Origin of the sequence: Xanthomonas sp. WHRI 7064, from assembly GCF_040202355.2 — a bacterium.
GTDB classification, from domain to species: Bacteria; Pseudomonadota; Gammaproteobacteria; order Xanthomonadales; family Xanthomonadaceae; genus Xanthomonas; species Xanthomonas arboricola.
Genome location: NZ_CP167821.1, coordinates 1,221,509 through 1,238,578 on the forward strand (window position 1 = coordinate 1,221,509; position 17,070 = coordinate 1,238,578).

A 17,070-nucleotide genomic window follows, 5' to 3' on the forward strand; every position below is an offset into this window, starting at 1 on the left:
CCTCCGGCACCGCCGGAGGTTCGCAGGAGACCCCGCAACATGACGGTTACCGCCAACCAGGTTCTGCGCCCCCGTGGTCCGCAGATCGAACGTCTTACCGACAATCGCGCAAAGGTCGTGATCGAGCCCTTGGAGCGCGGTTACGGGCACACGCTGGGCAATGCCCTGCGTCGTGTGCTGTTGTCGTCGATCCCGGGTTTTGCGATCACCGAGGTCGAGATCGACGGCGTGCTGCACGAGTACACCACGGTCGAAGGGCTGCAGGAAGACGTGCTTGACGTCCTGCTCAACCTGAAAGACGTGGCGATTCGCATGCATAGTGGCGACAGCGCGACGCTGTCGTTGTCCAAGCAGGGTCCGGGCACGGTCACTGCGGCCGACATCAGGACCGATCACAACGTCGAGATCATCAACGGCGACCACGTGATCTGCCACCTGACTAAGGACACGGCGCTGAACATGCGCCTGAAGATCGAGCGTGGTTTCGGCTATCAGCCGGCTGCCGCGCGTCGTCGTCCGGACGAAGAGACACGCACCATCGGTCGTCTGATGCTGGATGCGTCGTTCTCGCCGGTGCGTCGCGTTGCCTATGCCGTGGAAGCTGCGCGCGTTGAACAGCGCACCGACCTCGACAAGCTGGTGATCGATATCGAAACCAACGGCACGATCGATGCCGAGGAAGCCGTGCGCACCGCCGCCGACATTCTCAGCGATCAGCTGTCGGTGTTCGGCGATTTCACCCACCGCGATCGCGGTGCGGCCAAGCCGGCTGCCAGCGGCGTGGATCCGGTGCTGCTGCGCCCGATCGACGACCTCGAGCTGACCGTGCGTTCGGCCAACTGCCTGAAGGCCGAGAGCATCTACTACATCGGCGATCTGATCCAGAAGACCGAAGTGGAGCTGCTCAAGACCCCGAACCTCGGCAAGAAGTCGCTGACCGAAATCAAGGAAGTGCTGGCACAGCGCGGCCTTGCACTGGGCATGAAGCTGGAGAACTGGCCGCCGGCCGGTGTCGCCCAGCACGGCATGCTTGGTTAATGCATCACCGCATGGGCGTCTTCGGGCGCCCATGCTGTTTTTTTACATCGACGGGCCAAAGCCCGCGGTGACATCCGGTCAAAGGACGGCCGGCTCGGACCAACCGCAGTCCATTCAACAGCGCCAGGATGGCGACAACGTCTCTCAAGCAGTCTCAACATTCCTTAGGAAATCACACTCATGCGTCACCAGAAATCCGGTCGTAAATTTAACCGCACCAGCGCACACCGCGAAGCCATGTTCCGCAATATGGCCGCGTCGCTGTTCAAGCACGAGCTGATCAAGACCACTTTGCCGAAGGCCAAGGAACTGCGTCGCGTCGCCGAGCCGCTGATCACCATCGGCAAGGTCGATGGCGTTGCCAATCGTCGTCTGGCGTTCGCTCGCCTGCGCGACAAGGAAGCAGTGGGCAAGCTGTTCGTCGAACTGGGCCCGCGTTACGCGACCCGTCCCGGCGGCTACCTGCGCATCCTGAAGGCCGGCTTCCGTGCCGGTGACAATGCGCCGATGGCGTATGTCGAGCTGGTCGACCGTCCGGTCGTCGCCGAGGAAGTGTCCGAGTAATCGGTTCGCTCTTCGCAAAGATTCTCGAAAAGCCCGGCTAGCGCCGGGCTTTTTTATTGCCGGCCCCGGACCATGTCGGTCGATCTTGGTGCCGGTCTTGCACCAGCGCAGCGCAGTGATGCGCGGGGCCGAGGCTGATCGACACAGGCACTGAAAAAGTGACCGCATCCGGCAGCGTGGCGCGGTCTGCAGGGTGGCGCATGACTGTCGACCTGCATGACTGCGCCGGGCCTGCCGCCAGGCGACCTGCCCGATGCAGCCATCCGTGGTCACCGCGGCAGCGATGGCTGATAATCGGGCATTCGATCCTAGGCAAGCGGTAGCGATGAATCCATTTCGTTGGGGTTTCCGGGCGCAGTTCTTGCTGGGCTTTCTTGCCTGCGCAGGACTGCTTGCCTATGCGATCTATGTACAGCTGCATCTTGGGCTGGAGCCTTGCCCGCTATGCATCTTCCAGCGGATCGCGTTTGCGGCGCTGGCGGTGTTGTTTCTGCTGGGCGCCTTGCATGGGCCGCGCGCCGCGGGCACGCGCAAACTCTATGGCGTGCTGAGCTTCATCGCTGCCGGCGTCGGCATGGGCATCGCGGCGCGGCATGTCTGGGTGCAGATCCGGCCCAAGGACATGATGTCCTCGTGCGGGCCGCCGTTGAGCTTCCTGAGCGAAACGATGGGGCCGTTCGAAGTGTTCCGCACCGTGCTGACCGGCACCGGCGACTGCGGCAATATCGATTGGCGCTTTCTGGGCCTGAGCATGCCGATGTGGAGCATGCTGTGGTTCGTGGGCCTGGCGCTATGGGCGCTGTATGCCGGCTTCAGGCAGCGTGGTCCGCGCAAATTGTTCTGATCGTTTCGTTCCGGCGCTGGCCGGCGCCCGAGATTTCTGGAGTTCACGATGTCCGCTTCCCCTCATTCGTCCGTCAACCAGGCAGACCAGTGGTCGCCGCAGAGCTGGCGGCAGCGTCCGGCGTTGCAGATGCCGGTCTACCCGGACGCCATTGCGCTGGAACACACGCTGGGCGAGTTGCGGCAGTTGCCGCCGCTGGTGACCTCCTGGGAAATCTTCGCGCTCAAGCGCCAGCTGGCGGAGGCGCAGGAAGGCAAGCGCTTCCTGCTGCAGGGCGGCGACTGCGCCGAGAATTTCAGCGATTGCGAATCGGGCACGATCTCCAATCGCCTGAAGGTGCTGCTGCAAATGAGCCTGGTGCTGGTGCATGGCCTGCACCTGCCGGTGGTGCGGGTAGGGCGCTTTGCCGGGCAATACGCCAAGCCGCGCTCGGCCGATACCGAAACCCGCGACGGGGTGACCTTGCCGAGCTACCGCGGCGATGTGATCAACGCGCCGGCCTTCACCGAAGCGGCGCGCGTGCCGGATCCGCAGCACATGATCACCGCGCATTCGCGCTCGGCGATGACGATGAATTTCGTACGCGCCCTGATCGACGGCGGCTTTGCCGACTTGCACCATCCCGAATACTGGAATCTGGACTGGGTGGGGTATTCGCCGCTGGCGGCGGACTACCAGAAGATGGTGGCATCGATCGGCGACGCGGTGCGCTTCATGGAGACCCTGTCCGGCGCGGAGGTCTACAACCTCAACCGCATCGACTTCTACACCTCGCACGAGGCGCTGTTGCTGCCGTACGAGGAAGGCCTGACCCGGCAGGTGCCGCGCCAGTGGGGCTGGTTCAACCTGAGCACGCATTACCCGTGGATCGGCATGCGTACCGCCGCGCTGGATGGCGCGCATGTGGAATACCTGCGTGGCGTGCGTAATCCGATCGCGATCAAGGTAGGGCCGTCGGTTCAGCCGGATCAGCTGTTGCGTCTGATCGACGTGCTCAATCCCGAAGACGAACCCGGCCGCCTGAGCTTCATCCATCGCATGGGCGCGGCGCAGATCGCCGAGAAGTTGCCGCCGCTGCTGGAGGCGGTCAAGCGCGATGGGCGTCGGGTGTTGTGGGTCTGCGATGCGATGCACGGCAATACCGAAAGCACCGGAAATGGCTATAAAACACGGCGTTTCGACAATATCCGCAGCGAGGTCGAGTTGTCGTTCGATCTGCATGCGGCCGCCGGGACGCGGCTGGGCGGGGTGCATCTGGAACTGACCGGCGAAGACGTCACCGAATGCACCGGTGGCGCGCGCGAGTTGACCGAGCGCGATCTGGAACGCGCCTACCGCTCCAGCGTGGATCCGCGGCTGAACTACGAGCAGTCGCTGGAAATCGCAATGGCGATCGTGCGCAAGCAACAGCAGGTGGCGTCGCAGCCGCTGGGCGCGTGATGTCACCGTACGCATGACGTGATGCTCATGCCGCGTGCGGCATGATGCTGCAGCCATCCCTCTTTCCCCCCACAGGAGGAACGGTTTGACTGCCGATTGGAACGTCATCCGCGAATACGCAATCCCGCTTGGTGCCGCGCTGCTGGCGGGCATCGTCACCTGGTCGCTGATGCTGTGGCTGTTTCGCCGCATGCAGGGCCGCGACTATCGCCGCGCACGCATCATTCGCGTGGTCACGCTGCCGGCTGCCTTCATCCTGCCGCTGCTGTTTCTGGGGGTCGCCACCGAAGCGACGCCGCTATCCGGCAAGGGGCTGGCGGCAATGCAGCATCTGCTGCACGTCGGCATCGTCGGCTGCGTGACCTGGTTGTTGGTGCGCGCGGTCGCCGCCGGCGAAATGGCGATCCTGCGCAGCAACCCGATCGAGGTGTCGGACAACCTCACCGCACGGCGCATCCAGACGCAGACACGCGTGCTGAGCCGGGTGGTGATGGGCGCGGTGATCCTGCTCGGCATCTCGGTGGTGCTGCTGACCTTTCCGCAGGTGCGCCAGATCGGCAAGACGCTGCTGGCCTCGGCCGGCATCATCGGCCTGGTGGCCGGTATCGCGGCCAAGCCGGTGTTCGGCAACCTGATCGCCGGCCTGCAGATCGCCCTGACCCAGCCGATCCGGCTGGACGATGTGGTGATCGTGGAAGGCGAGTGGGGCCGCATCGAGGAAATCGGCAGCTCGTATGTCGTGGTGCGGATCTGGGACGAGCGGCGCATGGTGGTGCCGTTGACATGGTGGATCGAGCACCCGTTCCAGAACTGGACACGCAGCAGCGCCGACCTGCTCGGTACCGCATTCCTGTGGCTGGACTACCGCACCCCGATCGCGGCAGTGCGTGCCGAGCTGGAGCGCATCTGCAAGAGCGAGCCGCTGTGGGATGGACGCGTGTGCGTGACCCAGGTGACCGAAACCAGCGAGAGCACGATCCAGGTGCGCCTGCTGGTGAGCGCACGCAATTCCGGCGATGCGTTCGATCTGCGCTGCATCAGCCGCGAGCGCATGATCGACTTCCTGACCCGCGAGCATCCTTACGCATTGCCCAGGATCCGCGCCGAAATCGCCGCGCAGGAAAAGCCGCCCCTGCGCGCTGCCGCGCCGATCGCCCAGGAGAGCGTGCGCTCGCCCGGTGCCGAAGACGGCGAGCCTGCGACTACGGTGTAGTAGCTGCAGGCGCGGCCGCCGACGCGCTGGGCGCAGTCGGCGCATAGCGGGGCGCAACACGCGCCTTGCTGCGTTGTTCGTAGGCGTAGGCCAGTTCGATCAGGCGCGGCTCGCTCCAGGCGCTGCCCATGAACAACAAGCCCAGCGGCAGGCCCTGGGTCTGCCCCATCGGCACGCTCAGGCTGGGATAACCGGCCACCGCGGCCGCACCGTAGCCGGCTCCGGGAAAGGTGTCGCCCTTGACCAGGTCGGTGACCCAGGCAGCACCGGTGGTCGGCACGATCAGGGCATCCAGGCGATTGGCCTGCAGCGCGGCGTCGATGCCGTCCGGCCCGGCCAGCCGTTTGGCAGTGGCGCGGGCCATAAGATACGCGGCATCGTCCAGTCCGGCCGCGGCCTGCGCCTGCTCGAACAGCTCCTGTCCGAAGTAGGGCATTTCACGCTGCGCGTGGCTGCGATTGAAGGCGATCAATTGTTCCAGGCTCGACACCGGGGCGGCGTGGCTGCGCAGATACGCGTTCAGGCCGGCCTTGAACTCGACCAACAAGACTGTTTGCTCGGCGGCATCCCACTGGCCATCGGTTGCCAGGCTGGTTTCGATCACGGTGGCGCCGGCGGCGCGCAGCGTCTGCACGGCGCGCTCCAGCGTGGCGGCAATGGCCGGATCTTCGCGCAGGGGGTTGCGCAGCAGGCCCAGGCGGGCGCCGCGCAGGCCATCGGGCCTGAGATGCGCCAGATAGTCCGGTGTGGACGTCGGTGCAGTGCGCGCGGCCGGATCCTGCGGGTCGGGCGCGGCAATCGCCTGCAGCACCGCGGCCGCATCGGCGACGCTGCGCGTCATCGGGCCGGCGGTGTCCTGGGAGGCCGAGATCGGAATGATGCCGTCGCGGCTGACCAGGCCCACGGTCGGCTTGAGCCCGACCAGGCCGTTCACCGAGGCCGGGCAGGTGATGCTGCCGTCAGTTTCGGTGCCGATGCCGGCCGTGGCCAGGCTGGCGGCGATCGCCGCGCCGGTGCCGGCACTGGAGCCGCAGGGATTGCGATCAAGCGCGTAAGGATTGCGGGTCAGCCCGCCGCGCGCGCTCCAGCCGGAGCTGGATTTGGTGGAGCGGAAGTTGGCCCACTCGCTCAGGTTGGTCTTGCCCAGGATCACCGCGCCAGCGGCGCGCAGGCGCTGCACCAGGAACGCATCGCGGCCGGGCCTGAAATCGGCTAGTGCCAGCGAGCCGGCGCTGTTGACCATCGGCAGCGCATCGATGTTGTCCTTGAGCAGCACCGGAATGCCATGCAGGGGCCCGCGCACATGGCCGGCGCGGCGTTCGGCGTCCAATGCACGTGCGTCGGCTTCGGCCTGCGGGTTGAGTTCGATCACCGCATTGAGGGTGGGCCCGGCGCGATCGATGGTGGCGACACGCTGCAGGTACGCGCGGGTCAGGTCCAGACTGCTGGTCTTCCCTGACGCCATGCGTGCCTGCAGGCCGACGATGTCGGCGTCGATCAGATCGTCTTGCCTGGCAGTGGCTGCGTTGGCACCGGCCGAGGTCAGGCTTTCGGTATGGGCACAGCCGCACAGCGCAAGCAGCAGCGCGAAGGACAAGGTGGTGGATCGCATTGGCGGTGTTCCCCGGGGACTGCTCGCAGGCTAACGGCGCTGCGTCGGGGTGACAATGTGTATGACATGCCCGCAGACGGGCAGGGGGCGTCAGCGGCGCCGGCGCTTGATCAGATCGCGTGCCAGCACGCCGACCACGATCAGATTGATCGCCAGCACGCCCCAGGCGGTCCAGCCGGGATGGCGGACGATGGCATAGATATCGAAAGGCAGGTAGATGGCCGCCGACAGGCAGCCCAGCAGTGATGCCCAGGCCTTGGCACGCCACAGACCCCAGGCTTCCACCACGTGCAACAGGCCATAGGCCAGCATTGCGGCAGCAGCCAGATGGACGGCGTCGGGACTGATGGTCTTGAGCAACGACGGTAGTGCGCCGTGGTCAGGATCCAGGTTGAAACGGCGGATCAGCGTGCTGACCGCGTCCTGCAGCGGGAGCGGGCCCAGAATTTCCAGGCCCGTCGCCGCCAACAGCGCAAGCGTCCCCTTGACCGCCTCTAGCAAGGCGATCACATGCAGCCCCGGATGCGCACGCGGATCCGGGCTGTAGGGCGTGTTGCTCACGGAGATGGACGTCCCGTGCTTAGCCGGAACGGCCAGCGCGCTTGCGGTCGCTTTCGGTGAGGAACTTCTTGCGCAGGCGGATTTCCTTCGGGGTGACTTCGACCAGCTCGTCGTCCTCGATGAAGTCCAGTGCCTGCTCCAGCGTGTACTTGATCGCCGGGGTCAGCTTGATCGCATCGTCCTTGCCCGAGGCGCGCATGTTGGTCAGCGGCTTGGTCTTGATCGCGTTGACGGTCAGGTCGTTGTCCTTGGAGTGGATACCGACCAGCTGACCTTCGTACACGTTGTCGCCTTCGGCAGCGAACAGGCGGCCACGCTCTTCCAACGGCCCCAGCGCATAGGCCGGGGTGGCGCCCGCTGCGTTGGCAATCATCACGCCGTTCTGGCGCTTGGCGATCGCGCCCTGTTCCTTCGGACCGTAATGGTCGAACACGTGGAACAGCAGGCCCGAGCCCTGGGTCAGGGTGCGGAACTCGTTCTGGAAGCCGATCAGGCCACGCGCCGGGATCATGTAGTCCAGGCGCACGCGGCCCTTGCCGTCCGGCTCCATGTTCTTCAGCTGGCCCTTGCGGGTGCCCAGCTTTTCCATCACGCCGCCCTGGTGCTGTTCTTCGATGTCCACCACCAGCTGTTCGATCGGCTCCATCTGCTTGCCGTCGATTTCCTTGATGATGACTTCCGGACGCGACACGGCCAGCTCGTAGCCTTCACGACGCATGTTCTCGATCAGCACCGACAGGTGCAGTTCGCCACGGCCGGAAACCAGGAACTTGTCGGCGTCGGAGCCTTCCTCAACCTTCAGTGCCACGTTGTGCACCTTCTCGCGGTCCAGGCGGTCGCGCAGCTGGCGGCTGGTCAGGAACTTGCCGCCGGACAGGTCCTTGTTGCCGGCGAACGGCGAGTTGTTGACCTGGAAGGTCATCGAGATGGTGGGCTCGTCCACGGTCAGCGCCGGCAGCGCTTCCGGGGCGTCGAGCGCGCACACGGTGTCGGAAATGGTCAGCTCGGCCACGCCGGAGATGGCGACGATGTCGCCGGCCTCGGCGGTGTCCTGCTCGATGCGCTCCAGGCCGAGGAAGCCCAGCACCTGCAGCACCTTGCCCTGGCGCTTCTTGCCTTCGCGGTCGATCACGCTGACCGGCATGTTCTTCTTCAGCACGCCGCGCTGGATGCGGCCGATGCCGATCACGCCGACGAAGTTGTTGTAGTCGAGCTGGCTGATGCGCATCTGGAACGGGCCGTCCGGATCCACGTCCGGTGCCGACACGTGCTGCATGATCGCTTCGTACAGCGGGGTCATGTCGCCGTCGCGCACGCTCGAATCCAGGCTGGCGTAGCCGTTCAGGGCGGAGGTGTAGACGATCGGGAAGTCCAGCTGCTCGTCGGTTGCGCCGAGCTTGTCGAACAAGTCGAACACCTGGTCGATGACCCAGTCCGGGCGTGCGCCGGGACGGTCGATCTTGTTGACCACCACGATCGGCTTGAAGCCCATCGCGAACGCCTTCTGGGTCACGAAGCGGGTCTGCGGCATCGGGCCGTCCATCGCGTCGACCAGGATCAGCACTGAGTCCACCATCGACAGCACGCGCTCGACTTCGCCACCGAAGTCGGCGTGTCCCGGGGTGTCGACGATGTTGATGCGGTTGCCGTTCCAGGTGATGGCCGTGTTCTTGGCCAGGATCGTGATGCCACGCTCCTTTTCCTGATCGTTGCTGTCCATCACGCGCTCAGCCAGCACGGTGCGTTCGGACAGGGTGCCGGACTGCTTCAGCAGGCAGTCGACGAGGGTGGTCTTGCCATGGTCAACGTGCGCGACGATGGCGATATTGCGGAGTTTTTCGATAGACATGCGGAAAGGGCCCCTGTCTGGCGCCAGTCTTGAGATGAGGTAAGCCCGACATTATAGCGGTTTCGTTGCCGTGCCGTTGCGTTCGGCCGCCAAGCGGTCCAAAACGCCCATTCAGCTAGCCCGGATACCCCCGACGATGGTCCAACCTGCACGGCCGCCTGCACGGCCGGGTGTATTCTAATGGGCTGTCATACACCCTGAAACCTGCAAGGATTTCCATGTCCCTGATTGCCCATTTCGACACCACCCGCGGCCCGATCGTGGTCGAGCTGTTCGCCGACAAGGCCCCGCTGACCGTTGCCAACTTCGTCAACCTGGTCCAGCGCGGCTTCTACGACGGCCTGAGCTTCCACCGCGTCATCGCCGACTTCATGATCCAGGGCGGCTGCCCGGAAGGCTCCGGCCGCGGCGGCCCGGGCTACCGTTTCGAGGATGAAGCCAACAACGGCGTCGGTCACGAGCGCGGCGTGCTGTCCATGGCCAATGCCGGCCCCAACACCAACGGCAGCCAGTTCTTCATCACCCACACCGCCACCCCGTGGCTGGACGGCAAGCACACCGTGTTCGGCAAGGTCACCCAGGGCCTGGACGTGGTCGATGCCGTCGCCCAGGGCGATGTGATCAACAAGGTGACGATTGAAGGCGATACCGACGCCGTGCTGGCCGCCAAGGCCGACCGCGTCGCGGAGTGGAACAAGATCCTCGCCGCCTGATGTCTTTCCCCGAACGGCCGCCTTGTGCGGCCGTTCGTCTGTCACTGCGCGCCGCCAGGCCTTGCGCCACGCCAGCGTGCACCTCCACCCATGTTTTTTAGCAGAGGAAACTCCCCATGAAAGCACCTGTTCGTGTTGCCGTGACCGGCGCTGCCGGCCAGATCGGCTATGCCCTGCTGTTCCGCATCGCTTCCGGCGAAATGCTGGGCAAGGATCAGCCGGTGATCCTGCAATTGCTGGAACTGTCCAATGAAAAGGCCCAGGCCGCGCTCAAGGGCGTGATCATGGAGCTGGAAGACTGCGCATTCCCGCTGCTGGCCGGCGTGGTCGGCACCGACGACGCCGAAGTGGCGTTCAAGGACATCGACGTCGCCCTGCTGGTCGGTGCGCGTCCGCGCGGCCCGGGCATGGAGCGCAAGGACCTGCTGCTGGAAAACGCCAAGATCTTCACCGCGCAGGGCGCGGCGTTGAACAAGGTCGCCAAGCGTGACGTGAAGGTGCTGGTGGTCGGCAACCCGGCCAACACCAATGCCTACATCGCAATGAAGTCGGCGCCGGATCTGAACCCGAAGAACTTCACCGCCATGCTGCGTCTGGACCACAACCGTGCGCTCAGCCAGCTGTCGCAGAAGCTCGGCAAGCCGGTCGGCGGCATCGAGAAGCTGGTGGTGTGGGGCAACCATAGCCCGACCATGTACCCGGACTACCGGTTCGCCACCGCCGATGGCGCGTCCATCGGCGATGCGATCAACGACCAGGAATGGAACGCGTCCACCTTCATCCCGACCGTGGGCAAGCGCGGCGCCGCGATCATCGAAGCGCGCGGCCTGTCCTCGGCTGCGTCGGCCGCCAATGCCGCCATCGATCACGTGCGTGACTGGGTGCTGGGCAGCAACGGCAAGTGGGTGACGATGGGCGTGCCGTCCGACGGCTCCTACGGCATTCCGGAAGGCGTGATCTTCGGCTTCCCGGTGACCACCGCCAACGGCGAGTACACCCTGGTCAAGGATCTGCCGATCGACGACTTCAGCCAGAAGTACATCGACAAGACCCTGGCTGAGCTGGAAGAAGAGCGCAGCGGCGTGTCGCATCTGCTGGGCTGATTTGTCGCCTCGCTGTTGTGACGAAAACGCCGGGCAATGCCCGGCGTTTTTTATGTGGCGCTTTGTGCGATGCAGTGCGTGAGATGCGGTGGGCTGCGGCGCGGAAAAGCTACAGGCATGCCCATCGATGTTGTAGAGCCGGTGCGAGACGCATGGCCGCTGCACCGATCACCTCGCGCGCTACCTTCGGCTCAAGCCAGGCCTTCGGCCTGCAATGCGGCCTGCACATCCGTATCGTCCAGCATGCGCTGCACGAATGCATCCACTGCGCTCAGGCCGCTCAGGTCCACGCCCACCTTCTGCGCCCACCGCAGCGTCACGAACAGGTACGCATCGGCGCCGGTGTGGGTGTCGCCTGCCAGCCAGTTGCGCCCCTGCAGATGCGCGTCGACACGTTCGTACAAGCTGCGCAGCTTGCTGCGTGCGTCGGCATGGCTGCGCGCGATCAGCGCGTCGTCCTGCAGATAGGCGGTGCTGCCGAAGATCGGCTTGAAGGCCGGATGCACATCCGCATTGGCGAAGGCGATCCAGCGATTGATCTCTGCACGGCTGCGCGCGGTGCCATCGCCGGACAGGCCGGTGAGCGGCGCGATGTCGGCGATGTAGTTGAGGATGGCGGCGTTCTGGGTCAGTGCCCAGTCGTCAACGAGCAGCAGCGGCACGGCACCGGCCGGGTTGAGGCGCAGATACTCGGGGGACTTCATCGTGGCGGCGTCGACCACCTCCAGATCGAAGGGCAGCCCCGACCAGCGCAGCACGATGTGATCTGCCAGCGAACACGCGCCCGGCTTGGTGTACAGCTTCATGAGAATTTCCGCACAAGAACGAAGACGCAAGCTTAGCGGCAACGCGTGAGTGCGTGGGCAGCGTCAGGATGCGGTGCGCGGGCGCAGCTTCTGTACGCGATAGAACGTGTGGTCGCCGATGGTGGCCACCTGATAGGCATTACGCCAGCTCGGGCTTGCGATCGCGCTTGCGGCAAAGTGACTGGCACCCGGCACGATTTCCTTGCGTTGACCCACCGGCAGCGCCCAGTTGCGCTCTGCAGCCAGTGCCACATCCAGCGCCTTGTTCCAGGCATCGTCGTTTTTCAGCTGCGTTCCCGGAGCCACGATGGTGGGCGCGAACTGCTTGCGCGCAGTGACCACCTGACACATCGAGTCGCCCCACAAACCGCTGTCCAGCCGACGCAACGCAACTTCGGCGACGGCTTGCTGGCCGCGCAAGGTCTGATCACGCGCTTCCAGGTACACGGTAGTGCTCAAGCACAGCGAATCTGCAGCCGGCTGCGGCAACAACTGCGACAGCCAAAGTATCCAAACCAGTTTCATATAACTCCTTGCTCCGTATGGGCCGATCCGTAGAGCATCCAAGGTGGATGCACCAGTACAGAGGGCTTGGCGTCATGGGGAGGCGACCTGCCACGGGTCGCCCGGTCTCCGGCGAAAGAAGATCTACCGGAGGTGCCCACCAAATGCGGTGGGTCAAAAAGTTGGCGCAAGGTAGGCGTCGATCACAGAATCGCGGCTGAATAGGCGGGGTTGACGCGTGTGATCGCTTGCTGCATCTACCGCTTCGCTCAACGACAACAGCGCGATGTATTCGTTGTGTGCGTCGCATCGCGGTGGCGACAGCGATGCTGTAACCGATATCGACACGGTGCCCGCGCAGTGTTGCGGGTCTGCGCGGTTGTTCGAGATACGCAATGCGTTGCGCGTGAGCTACGCATGTAGCGTCATTGGCAGGCTGCGCTACACATCATCGTCACTGATGGATGTGCTTGCGTACTGCCGTTTTCTATCGCAGCGGGGATACATCGAGATGCGAACGCGGGGTGCATAAAGGAACTTTCTGTGCGTGGTGCTTGATGCTGCCCGGATCATGCATCGAACGCTCGCATGTGCATCGTAGAACGCGGCGTTGTAATCACTAGAAGAGGCGTCCGAGTTGCTCGATGCGCGTTGATGGTGACGACTGAGCACGAAGCGCCACGACGTTATTAGCCCTCGCATCGCATCACCAAGTCGCGCATCAAGCTTGCATATGCATCGCGCACAAATGCGTTAGCGGAATTTTAGATGGCTTGTAGTGGCTGCACGATGATATGCAGCCTAGATCGTCAAAATCATCGATCACGATTCTTTCGACGGTATCAGTGGCACATCTGCGGTGACCATACGGCAATCGCATTACGCGCTTGCTGCCGCTTTTGCTTATTCGCAGTGCATATGTTCAAACGTGTCAGGCATCTTGAATCACACGCATCAAGTTCGACACGGAGCGAAATAGTTTCATGCAGACATGCAGACATGCAGACATGCAGACATGCAGACATGCAGGGCGATTGCCGAAGACCACAACTGCAGTCAGCGCAGAGCCTTGTGCGCACGCGTTGAAAATCAGCGTGGCCTGATCGAGATCGTCAGGTCTGACTCGACGGCATTGCTGCAACAGGTCTGCGTTTTTCAGGCATTGCAAATGCACTGCCGATCCAGGCGATCAGCATGCACAACACGCCGCAGAGCATCGGCCCCAAGGCCATCGCCCACGCCAGATGCGTATCGTTTCCGGTGTGATAGTCGGATGTGCCCAGCAGCAGTCCGATCACGCCACTGCCGGCTGCCAGCGCGAGTTGGGCGGTCGCGGTGAGTGCGGCACTTTCGCGCGCCTGCTGTGCGGGGCCATGGCGCGAAGCAAGTTCTGCATGGCGTGCCCACACCCATTGCCCGGCACTACCGGCCGCCAAACCGATGCCGACGGCCAGGCTGGCATCCAGCACGTAATGTCGAGACGTGGCGGTGGCGAAGAGCAATCCCAGTACGGACAACGCGGCTCCACTCAGGCCCAATCGACGCATTGCCACGGTCGGCCAACGCGCTGCCAGGGGCTGTATGCAAACGCTGCCCAATGCATATGCAATCAATACCGCGCTGCCCCAGCCGGCCGAGCCGGTACGCGACTGCGCCAGATACGGCGCCAATTTGGTGAATGTCGGCAACGCCAAGGCCAGTGCGGCGATGATCGCCAAGGGCAGCAACTGATCGCACCGCCAATAAGAGGTAGCTAGCGGCGATGGCGTGGCGGTAGCCGTATGCGTGTAAGGCTGCAGTGCGTTGCGTAACCACCATGCCGACAGCAGTGCGATGCTGCTGACCAGCGCGACCACCATCAACGCAGTCGATGCGGCAGCGGGCGTGCCGGCCTTCAGGACCAGGCCGATCGCGGCGCTGACCAGGAGTGCGGCCAGCCCGCTACCGATCAGACGCAGCGCACTGACGCCGCGCGCGCCACGCCAGGGCCAGTGGCCCAATCCCAGCAAGGTGTTCTGTGCGACGTCACCGACAGCATAAGCGGCGCGGAAGGGCAGGCTGAGCAGCAATACGCTGATCAGGCGGACATCGGCGGGAAGTGATGGCGTCACGAACAGCAGCGCCAGGGCGATCGCTGCCAAGGCAATGCCGCGCCATTGCGAGCGGCCGGCCCAGGCCAGGCTGACGCCGGCGCTCCAGCGTCGCGCTGCAAGCATGCCCATCACCGCACTGACGACCAATCCGCCGGCAACCGACACGCCGGCGGCCACCGCGCTCAATCCGACGTATTCGGTCAACGCAAAAATCAGCAGCAACTCGCCGGTGTACCACAGCAGGCTTTTGCCAAAATGCGCCGCAACGTAGGCCCGCAGCGCTGCCGGCGGCAGGATGGGAGGCAGCGTTGCAGTCAGCGTCGAGGGCATGTGCGGTTTATAGCCGAGCTGCGCGACAGGAAAAAGAATGTACCGCGCTGCGCCGATCAGCGGCGTTCGCATTGTCGGGCGCCAGATCGATGGCAGCGTTGGGGTGCGCACCGATCCGGCGCGTCCGACGCCGGCGTGGACGCCTGCGCCGACATCGGATGGGCAGGCCGGTCATCGCTCGACCATCACCATCGGCGTTGATGGTGGGGCACTCCGGCTAATACGGCACTCGCACGGAGGTTCATGCGGGCGCCGCGAGCAGGCTGCTGTGGCGTTCAGCGCGTTACAGCAGCCCGTGTTACAGCTTCGCCGCCAGTCGGCAGGCCTGATTGATCGCACGCTTGGCATCCAGTTCGGCGGCGACATCCGCACCGCCAATCAGATGCGGTTGCTGCCCGTTGGCCTGCAGCGCGGCCAGCAGGTCGCGGCGCGGTTCCTGCCCGGCGCAGATCACCACCGTGCCGACATCGAGCAATTGTTCGGCGCCTTCCACGCGGATCCGCAGGCCGGCGTCGTCCACGCCCAGATATTCCACGCCGCCCAGCATCTTCACGCCCTTGGCCTTGAGCGTAGCGCGGTGGATCCAGCCGGTGGTCTTGCCCAGGCGCGCGCCAGGTCTGCCGGGGCTGCGCTGCAGCAGCCAGACCTGGCGGGCAGGGCGCTCGGGCTGCGGCTTGGCTAATGCACCAGCCGTTTCGAAGCTGGGGTCCACGCCCCATTCGGCCATCCAGCGTGCAGGGTCCAGCGACGGCGATGGCCCTGTGTGCACGAGAAATTCGCCGACATCAAAGCCAATCCCGCCGGCCCCGATGATCGCGACCTTGTCGGCAGCGACATGGCGGCCCAGCACCACGTCGAGATAGTTCACGACCATCGGATGGTCGGCACCGGGGAAGTCCACCTTGCGCGGCTCGATGCCGGTGGCCAGCACGATCTCGTCGAAGTCTTTCAGGTCTGCCGCTTCTACCCGGGTATTCAGGCGCAGCTGCACCCCGGTCGCGTCGATGCGGTGACCGAAGTAGCGCAGCGTCTCGTTGAATTCTTCCTTGCCCGGGATGCGCCTGGCGACGTTGAATTGCCCGCCGATTGCATCGCCTGCATCGAACAAGGTGACGTGATGACCGCGCTCGGCGGCCACCGTCGCGCAGGCCAGGCCGGCCGGGCCGGCACCGACCACCGCAATGCGCCTGGGGTTGGGGGTCGGTGCGTAGATCAGTTCGGTTTCGTGCGCTGCGCGTGGGTTGACCAGGCAGCTCGCCAGCTTGTTGTCGAACACATGATCCAGGCAGGCCTGATTGCAGGCGATGCAGGTATTGATGGCGTGCGACTGGCCGGTGCGGGCCTTGTTGGCCCACTGCGGGTCGGCCAGCAGCGGGCGCGCCAGCGACACCATGTCGGCCGCGCCGTCGGCGAGGATGCGTTCGGCCACTTCGGGCATGTTGATGCGATTGGTGGCCACCACCGGAATGCGCAGGTGCGGCTTGAGCTTGGCGGTCACACCGGCAAATGCCGCGCGCGGTACCGAGGTGGCGATGGTCGGGATGCGTGCCTCGTGCCAGCCGATACCAGAATTGATGATGGTCGCGCCCGCCGCCTCGATCGCCTTTGCCTGCGTCAGGATGTCCTGCCACTGGTTGCCGCCTTCGACCAGGTCCACCAGCGACAGCCGGTAGATGATGATGAAGTCCGGCCCGCAGGCCTCGCGAATGCGTCGCACGATCTCCACCGCAAAGCGCATGCGCTTGGCCGCATCGCCACCCCAGGCATCGCTGCGCTGGTTTGTGCGCGCAGCGGTGAATTCGTTGATCAGATAGCCTTCCGATCCCATCACCTCCACGCCGTCGTAGCCGGCGTCGCGCGCCAGCCGCGCCGCACGCGCATAGGCAGCGATCTGACGATCCACCGCACGTGCCGATAGCGCGCGAGGAGTGAACGGGTTGATCGGCGCCTTGAGTCTGGACGGTGCCACCGACAGCGGGTGATAGGCGTAGCGCCCGGCATGCAGCAGCTGCAGGCAGATCTTGGCCCCGTGTGCATGCACCGCCCGGGTGACCTGACGATGCGGGCGCACCTCCCACGGCCACGACAGCTTGCCGCCGAACGGCTTGAGCCAGCCCACCACATTCGGCGAAAAGCCGCCGGTGACGATCAAGCCGACCCCGCCGGCAGCGCGCTCGGCGAAATACGCGGCCAGTTTGGGGAAATCGCGCGCCCGGTCTTCCAGACCGGTGTGCATCGAGCCCATCAGGACGCGGTTGCGCAGTTGCGTGAAGCCCAGATCGAGCGGTGCGAACAGGTGCGGGTAGGACGAGACGGACGGGCCGGTGGCGGGCGACATGGTGTGGATACGCTGGCGTACGGAGTGCGCACGATGCAGGCAAACGGGCCTGGCGGCAAGTC

General features: G+C 64.7%; 14 protein-coding genes. 7 read left to right on the plus strand and 7 right to left on the minus strand.

Translation table 11 applies throughout. The annotated features are described in order from the left end of the window. The first annotated feature begins 39 nt into the window (after window positions 1–39). The 5 genes from rpoA (at window position 40) to ABQY74_RS05320 (ending at window position 5,099) form a co-directional block, all read left to right on the plus strand. Window positions 40–1,038: a DNA-directed RNA polymerase subunit alpha gene (gene rpoA, locus ABQY74_RS05300; RefSeq protein ID WP_002811635.1), complete on the plus strand. Its 999-nt coding sequence runs from the start codon at window positions 40–42 to the stop codon at window positions 1,036–1,038. A 180-nt stretch (window positions 1,039–1,218) separates the two neighbouring features. Beyond that, window positions 1,219–1,602 carry a 50S ribosomal protein L17 gene (gene rplQ, locus ABQY74_RS05305; RefSeq protein WP_011036134.1) on the plus strand — a complete coding sequence of 128 codons (384 nt, stop codon included), beginning with the start codon at window positions 1,219–1,221 and terminating at the stop codon, window positions 1,600–1,602. A gap of 325 nt (window positions 1,603–1,927) precedes the next feature. Next, a complete protein-coding gene (locus ABQY74_RS05310) occupies window positions 1,928–2,446 on the plus strand; it encodes a disulfide bond formation protein B (RefSeq protein ID WP_039513404.1) in 519 nt (172 codons plus the stop codon). 48 nt (window positions 2,447–2,494) lie between these two features. Beyond that, on the plus strand, window positions 2,495–3,886 hold the full coding sequence (locus ABQY74_RS05315; RefSeq protein ID WP_349793555.1) for a class II 3-deoxy-7-phosphoheptulonate synthase: 1,392 nt from the start codon (window positions 2,495–2,497) through the stop codon (window positions 3,884–3,886). Window positions 3,887–3,971: 85 nt separating this feature from the next. Continuing rightward, window positions 3,972–5,099 (plus strand): mechanosensitive ion channel family protein, encoded by a 1,128-nt coding sequence (locus ABQY74_RS05320; protein WP_047128220.1) that lies wholly within the window; start codon window positions 3,972–3,974, stop codon window positions 5,097–5,099. On the opposite strand, the gene ABQY74_RS05325 is transcribed toward ABQY74_RS05320, so the two are convergent. The 3 genes from ABQY74_RS05325 to typA all read right to left on the minus strand — a co-directional run bounded on the left by ABQY74_RS05325 (window position 5,089) and on the right by typA (window position 9,121). Further along, window positions 5,089–6,696 (minus strand): amidase, encoded by a 1,608-nt coding sequence (locus ABQY74_RS05325; RefSeq protein WP_349793641.1) that lies wholly within the window; start codon window positions 6,694–6,696, stop codon window positions 5,089–5,091. The genes ABQY74_RS05320 and ABQY74_RS05325 overlap by 11 nt on opposite strands. A gap of 105 nt (window positions 6,697–6,801) precedes the next feature. Continuing rightward, window positions 6,802–7,221, minus strand: a complete 420-nt coding sequence (locus tag ABQY74_RS05330) for a DUF2127 domain-containing protein (RefSeq protein ID WP_179465012.1) — start codon at window positions 7,219–7,221, stop codon at window positions 6,802–6,804. Between the two features lie 70 nt (window positions 7,222–7,291). After that, window positions 7,292–9,121 (minus strand): translational GTPase TypA, encoded by a 1,830-nt coding sequence (gene typA / locus ABQY74_RS05335; protein ID WP_016904579.1) that lies wholly within the window; start codon window positions 9,119–9,121, stop codon window positions 7,292–7,294. A 218-nt stretch (window positions 9,122–9,339) separates the two neighbouring features. Here typA and ABQY74_RS05340 point away from each other — a divergent pair, with 218 nt between their 5' ends. Next, window positions 9,340–9,834: a peptidylprolyl isomerase gene (locus tag ABQY74_RS05340; RefSeq protein ID WP_016904578.1), complete on the plus strand. Its 495-nt coding sequence runs from the start codon at window positions 9,340–9,342 to the stop codon at window positions 9,832–9,834. Window positions 9,835–9,950: 116 nt separating this feature from the next. Beyond that, window positions 9,951–10,937 (plus strand): malate dehydrogenase, encoded by a 987-nt coding sequence (locus ABQY74_RS05345; RefSeq protein WP_024938556.1) that lies wholly within the window; start codon window positions 9,951–9,953, stop codon window positions 10,935–10,937. Between the two features lie 191 nt (window positions 10,938–11,128). Here ABQY74_RS05345 and ABQY74_RS05350 read toward each other — a convergent pair whose 3' ends face one another. The 4 genes from ABQY74_RS05350 to ABQY74_RS05365 form a co-directional block, all read right to left on the minus strand. Further along, a complete protein-coding gene (locus ABQY74_RS05350; RefSeq protein WP_349793553.1) occupies window positions 11,129–11,743 on the minus strand; it encodes a glutathione binding-like protein in 615 nt (204 codons plus the stop codon). 63 nt (window positions 11,744–11,806) lie between these two features. After that, the gene (locus ABQY74_RS05355) at window positions 11,807–12,268 is read right to left on the minus strand and encodes a cell wall hydrolase (RefSeq protein WP_016905076.1); all 462 of its coding nucleotides are present in this window, start codon (window positions 12,266–12,268) and stop codon (window positions 11,807–11,809) included. A 1,091-nt stretch (window positions 12,269–13,359) separates the two neighbouring features. Beyond that, a complete protein-coding gene (locus tag ABQY74_RS05360; RefSeq protein ID WP_349793551.1) occupies window positions 13,360–14,670 on the minus strand; it encodes an MFS transporter in 1,311 nt (436 codons plus the stop codon). Between the two features lie 298 nt (window positions 14,671–14,968). Further along, the gene (locus ABQY74_RS05365; RefSeq protein ID WP_349793549.1) at window positions 14,969–17,008 is read right to left on the minus strand and encodes an NADPH-dependent 2,4-dienoyl-CoA reductase; all 2,040 of its coding nucleotides are present in this window, start codon (window positions 17,006–17,008) and stop codon (window positions 14,969–14,971) included. Window positions 17,009–17,070 lie beyond the last annotated feature (62 nt).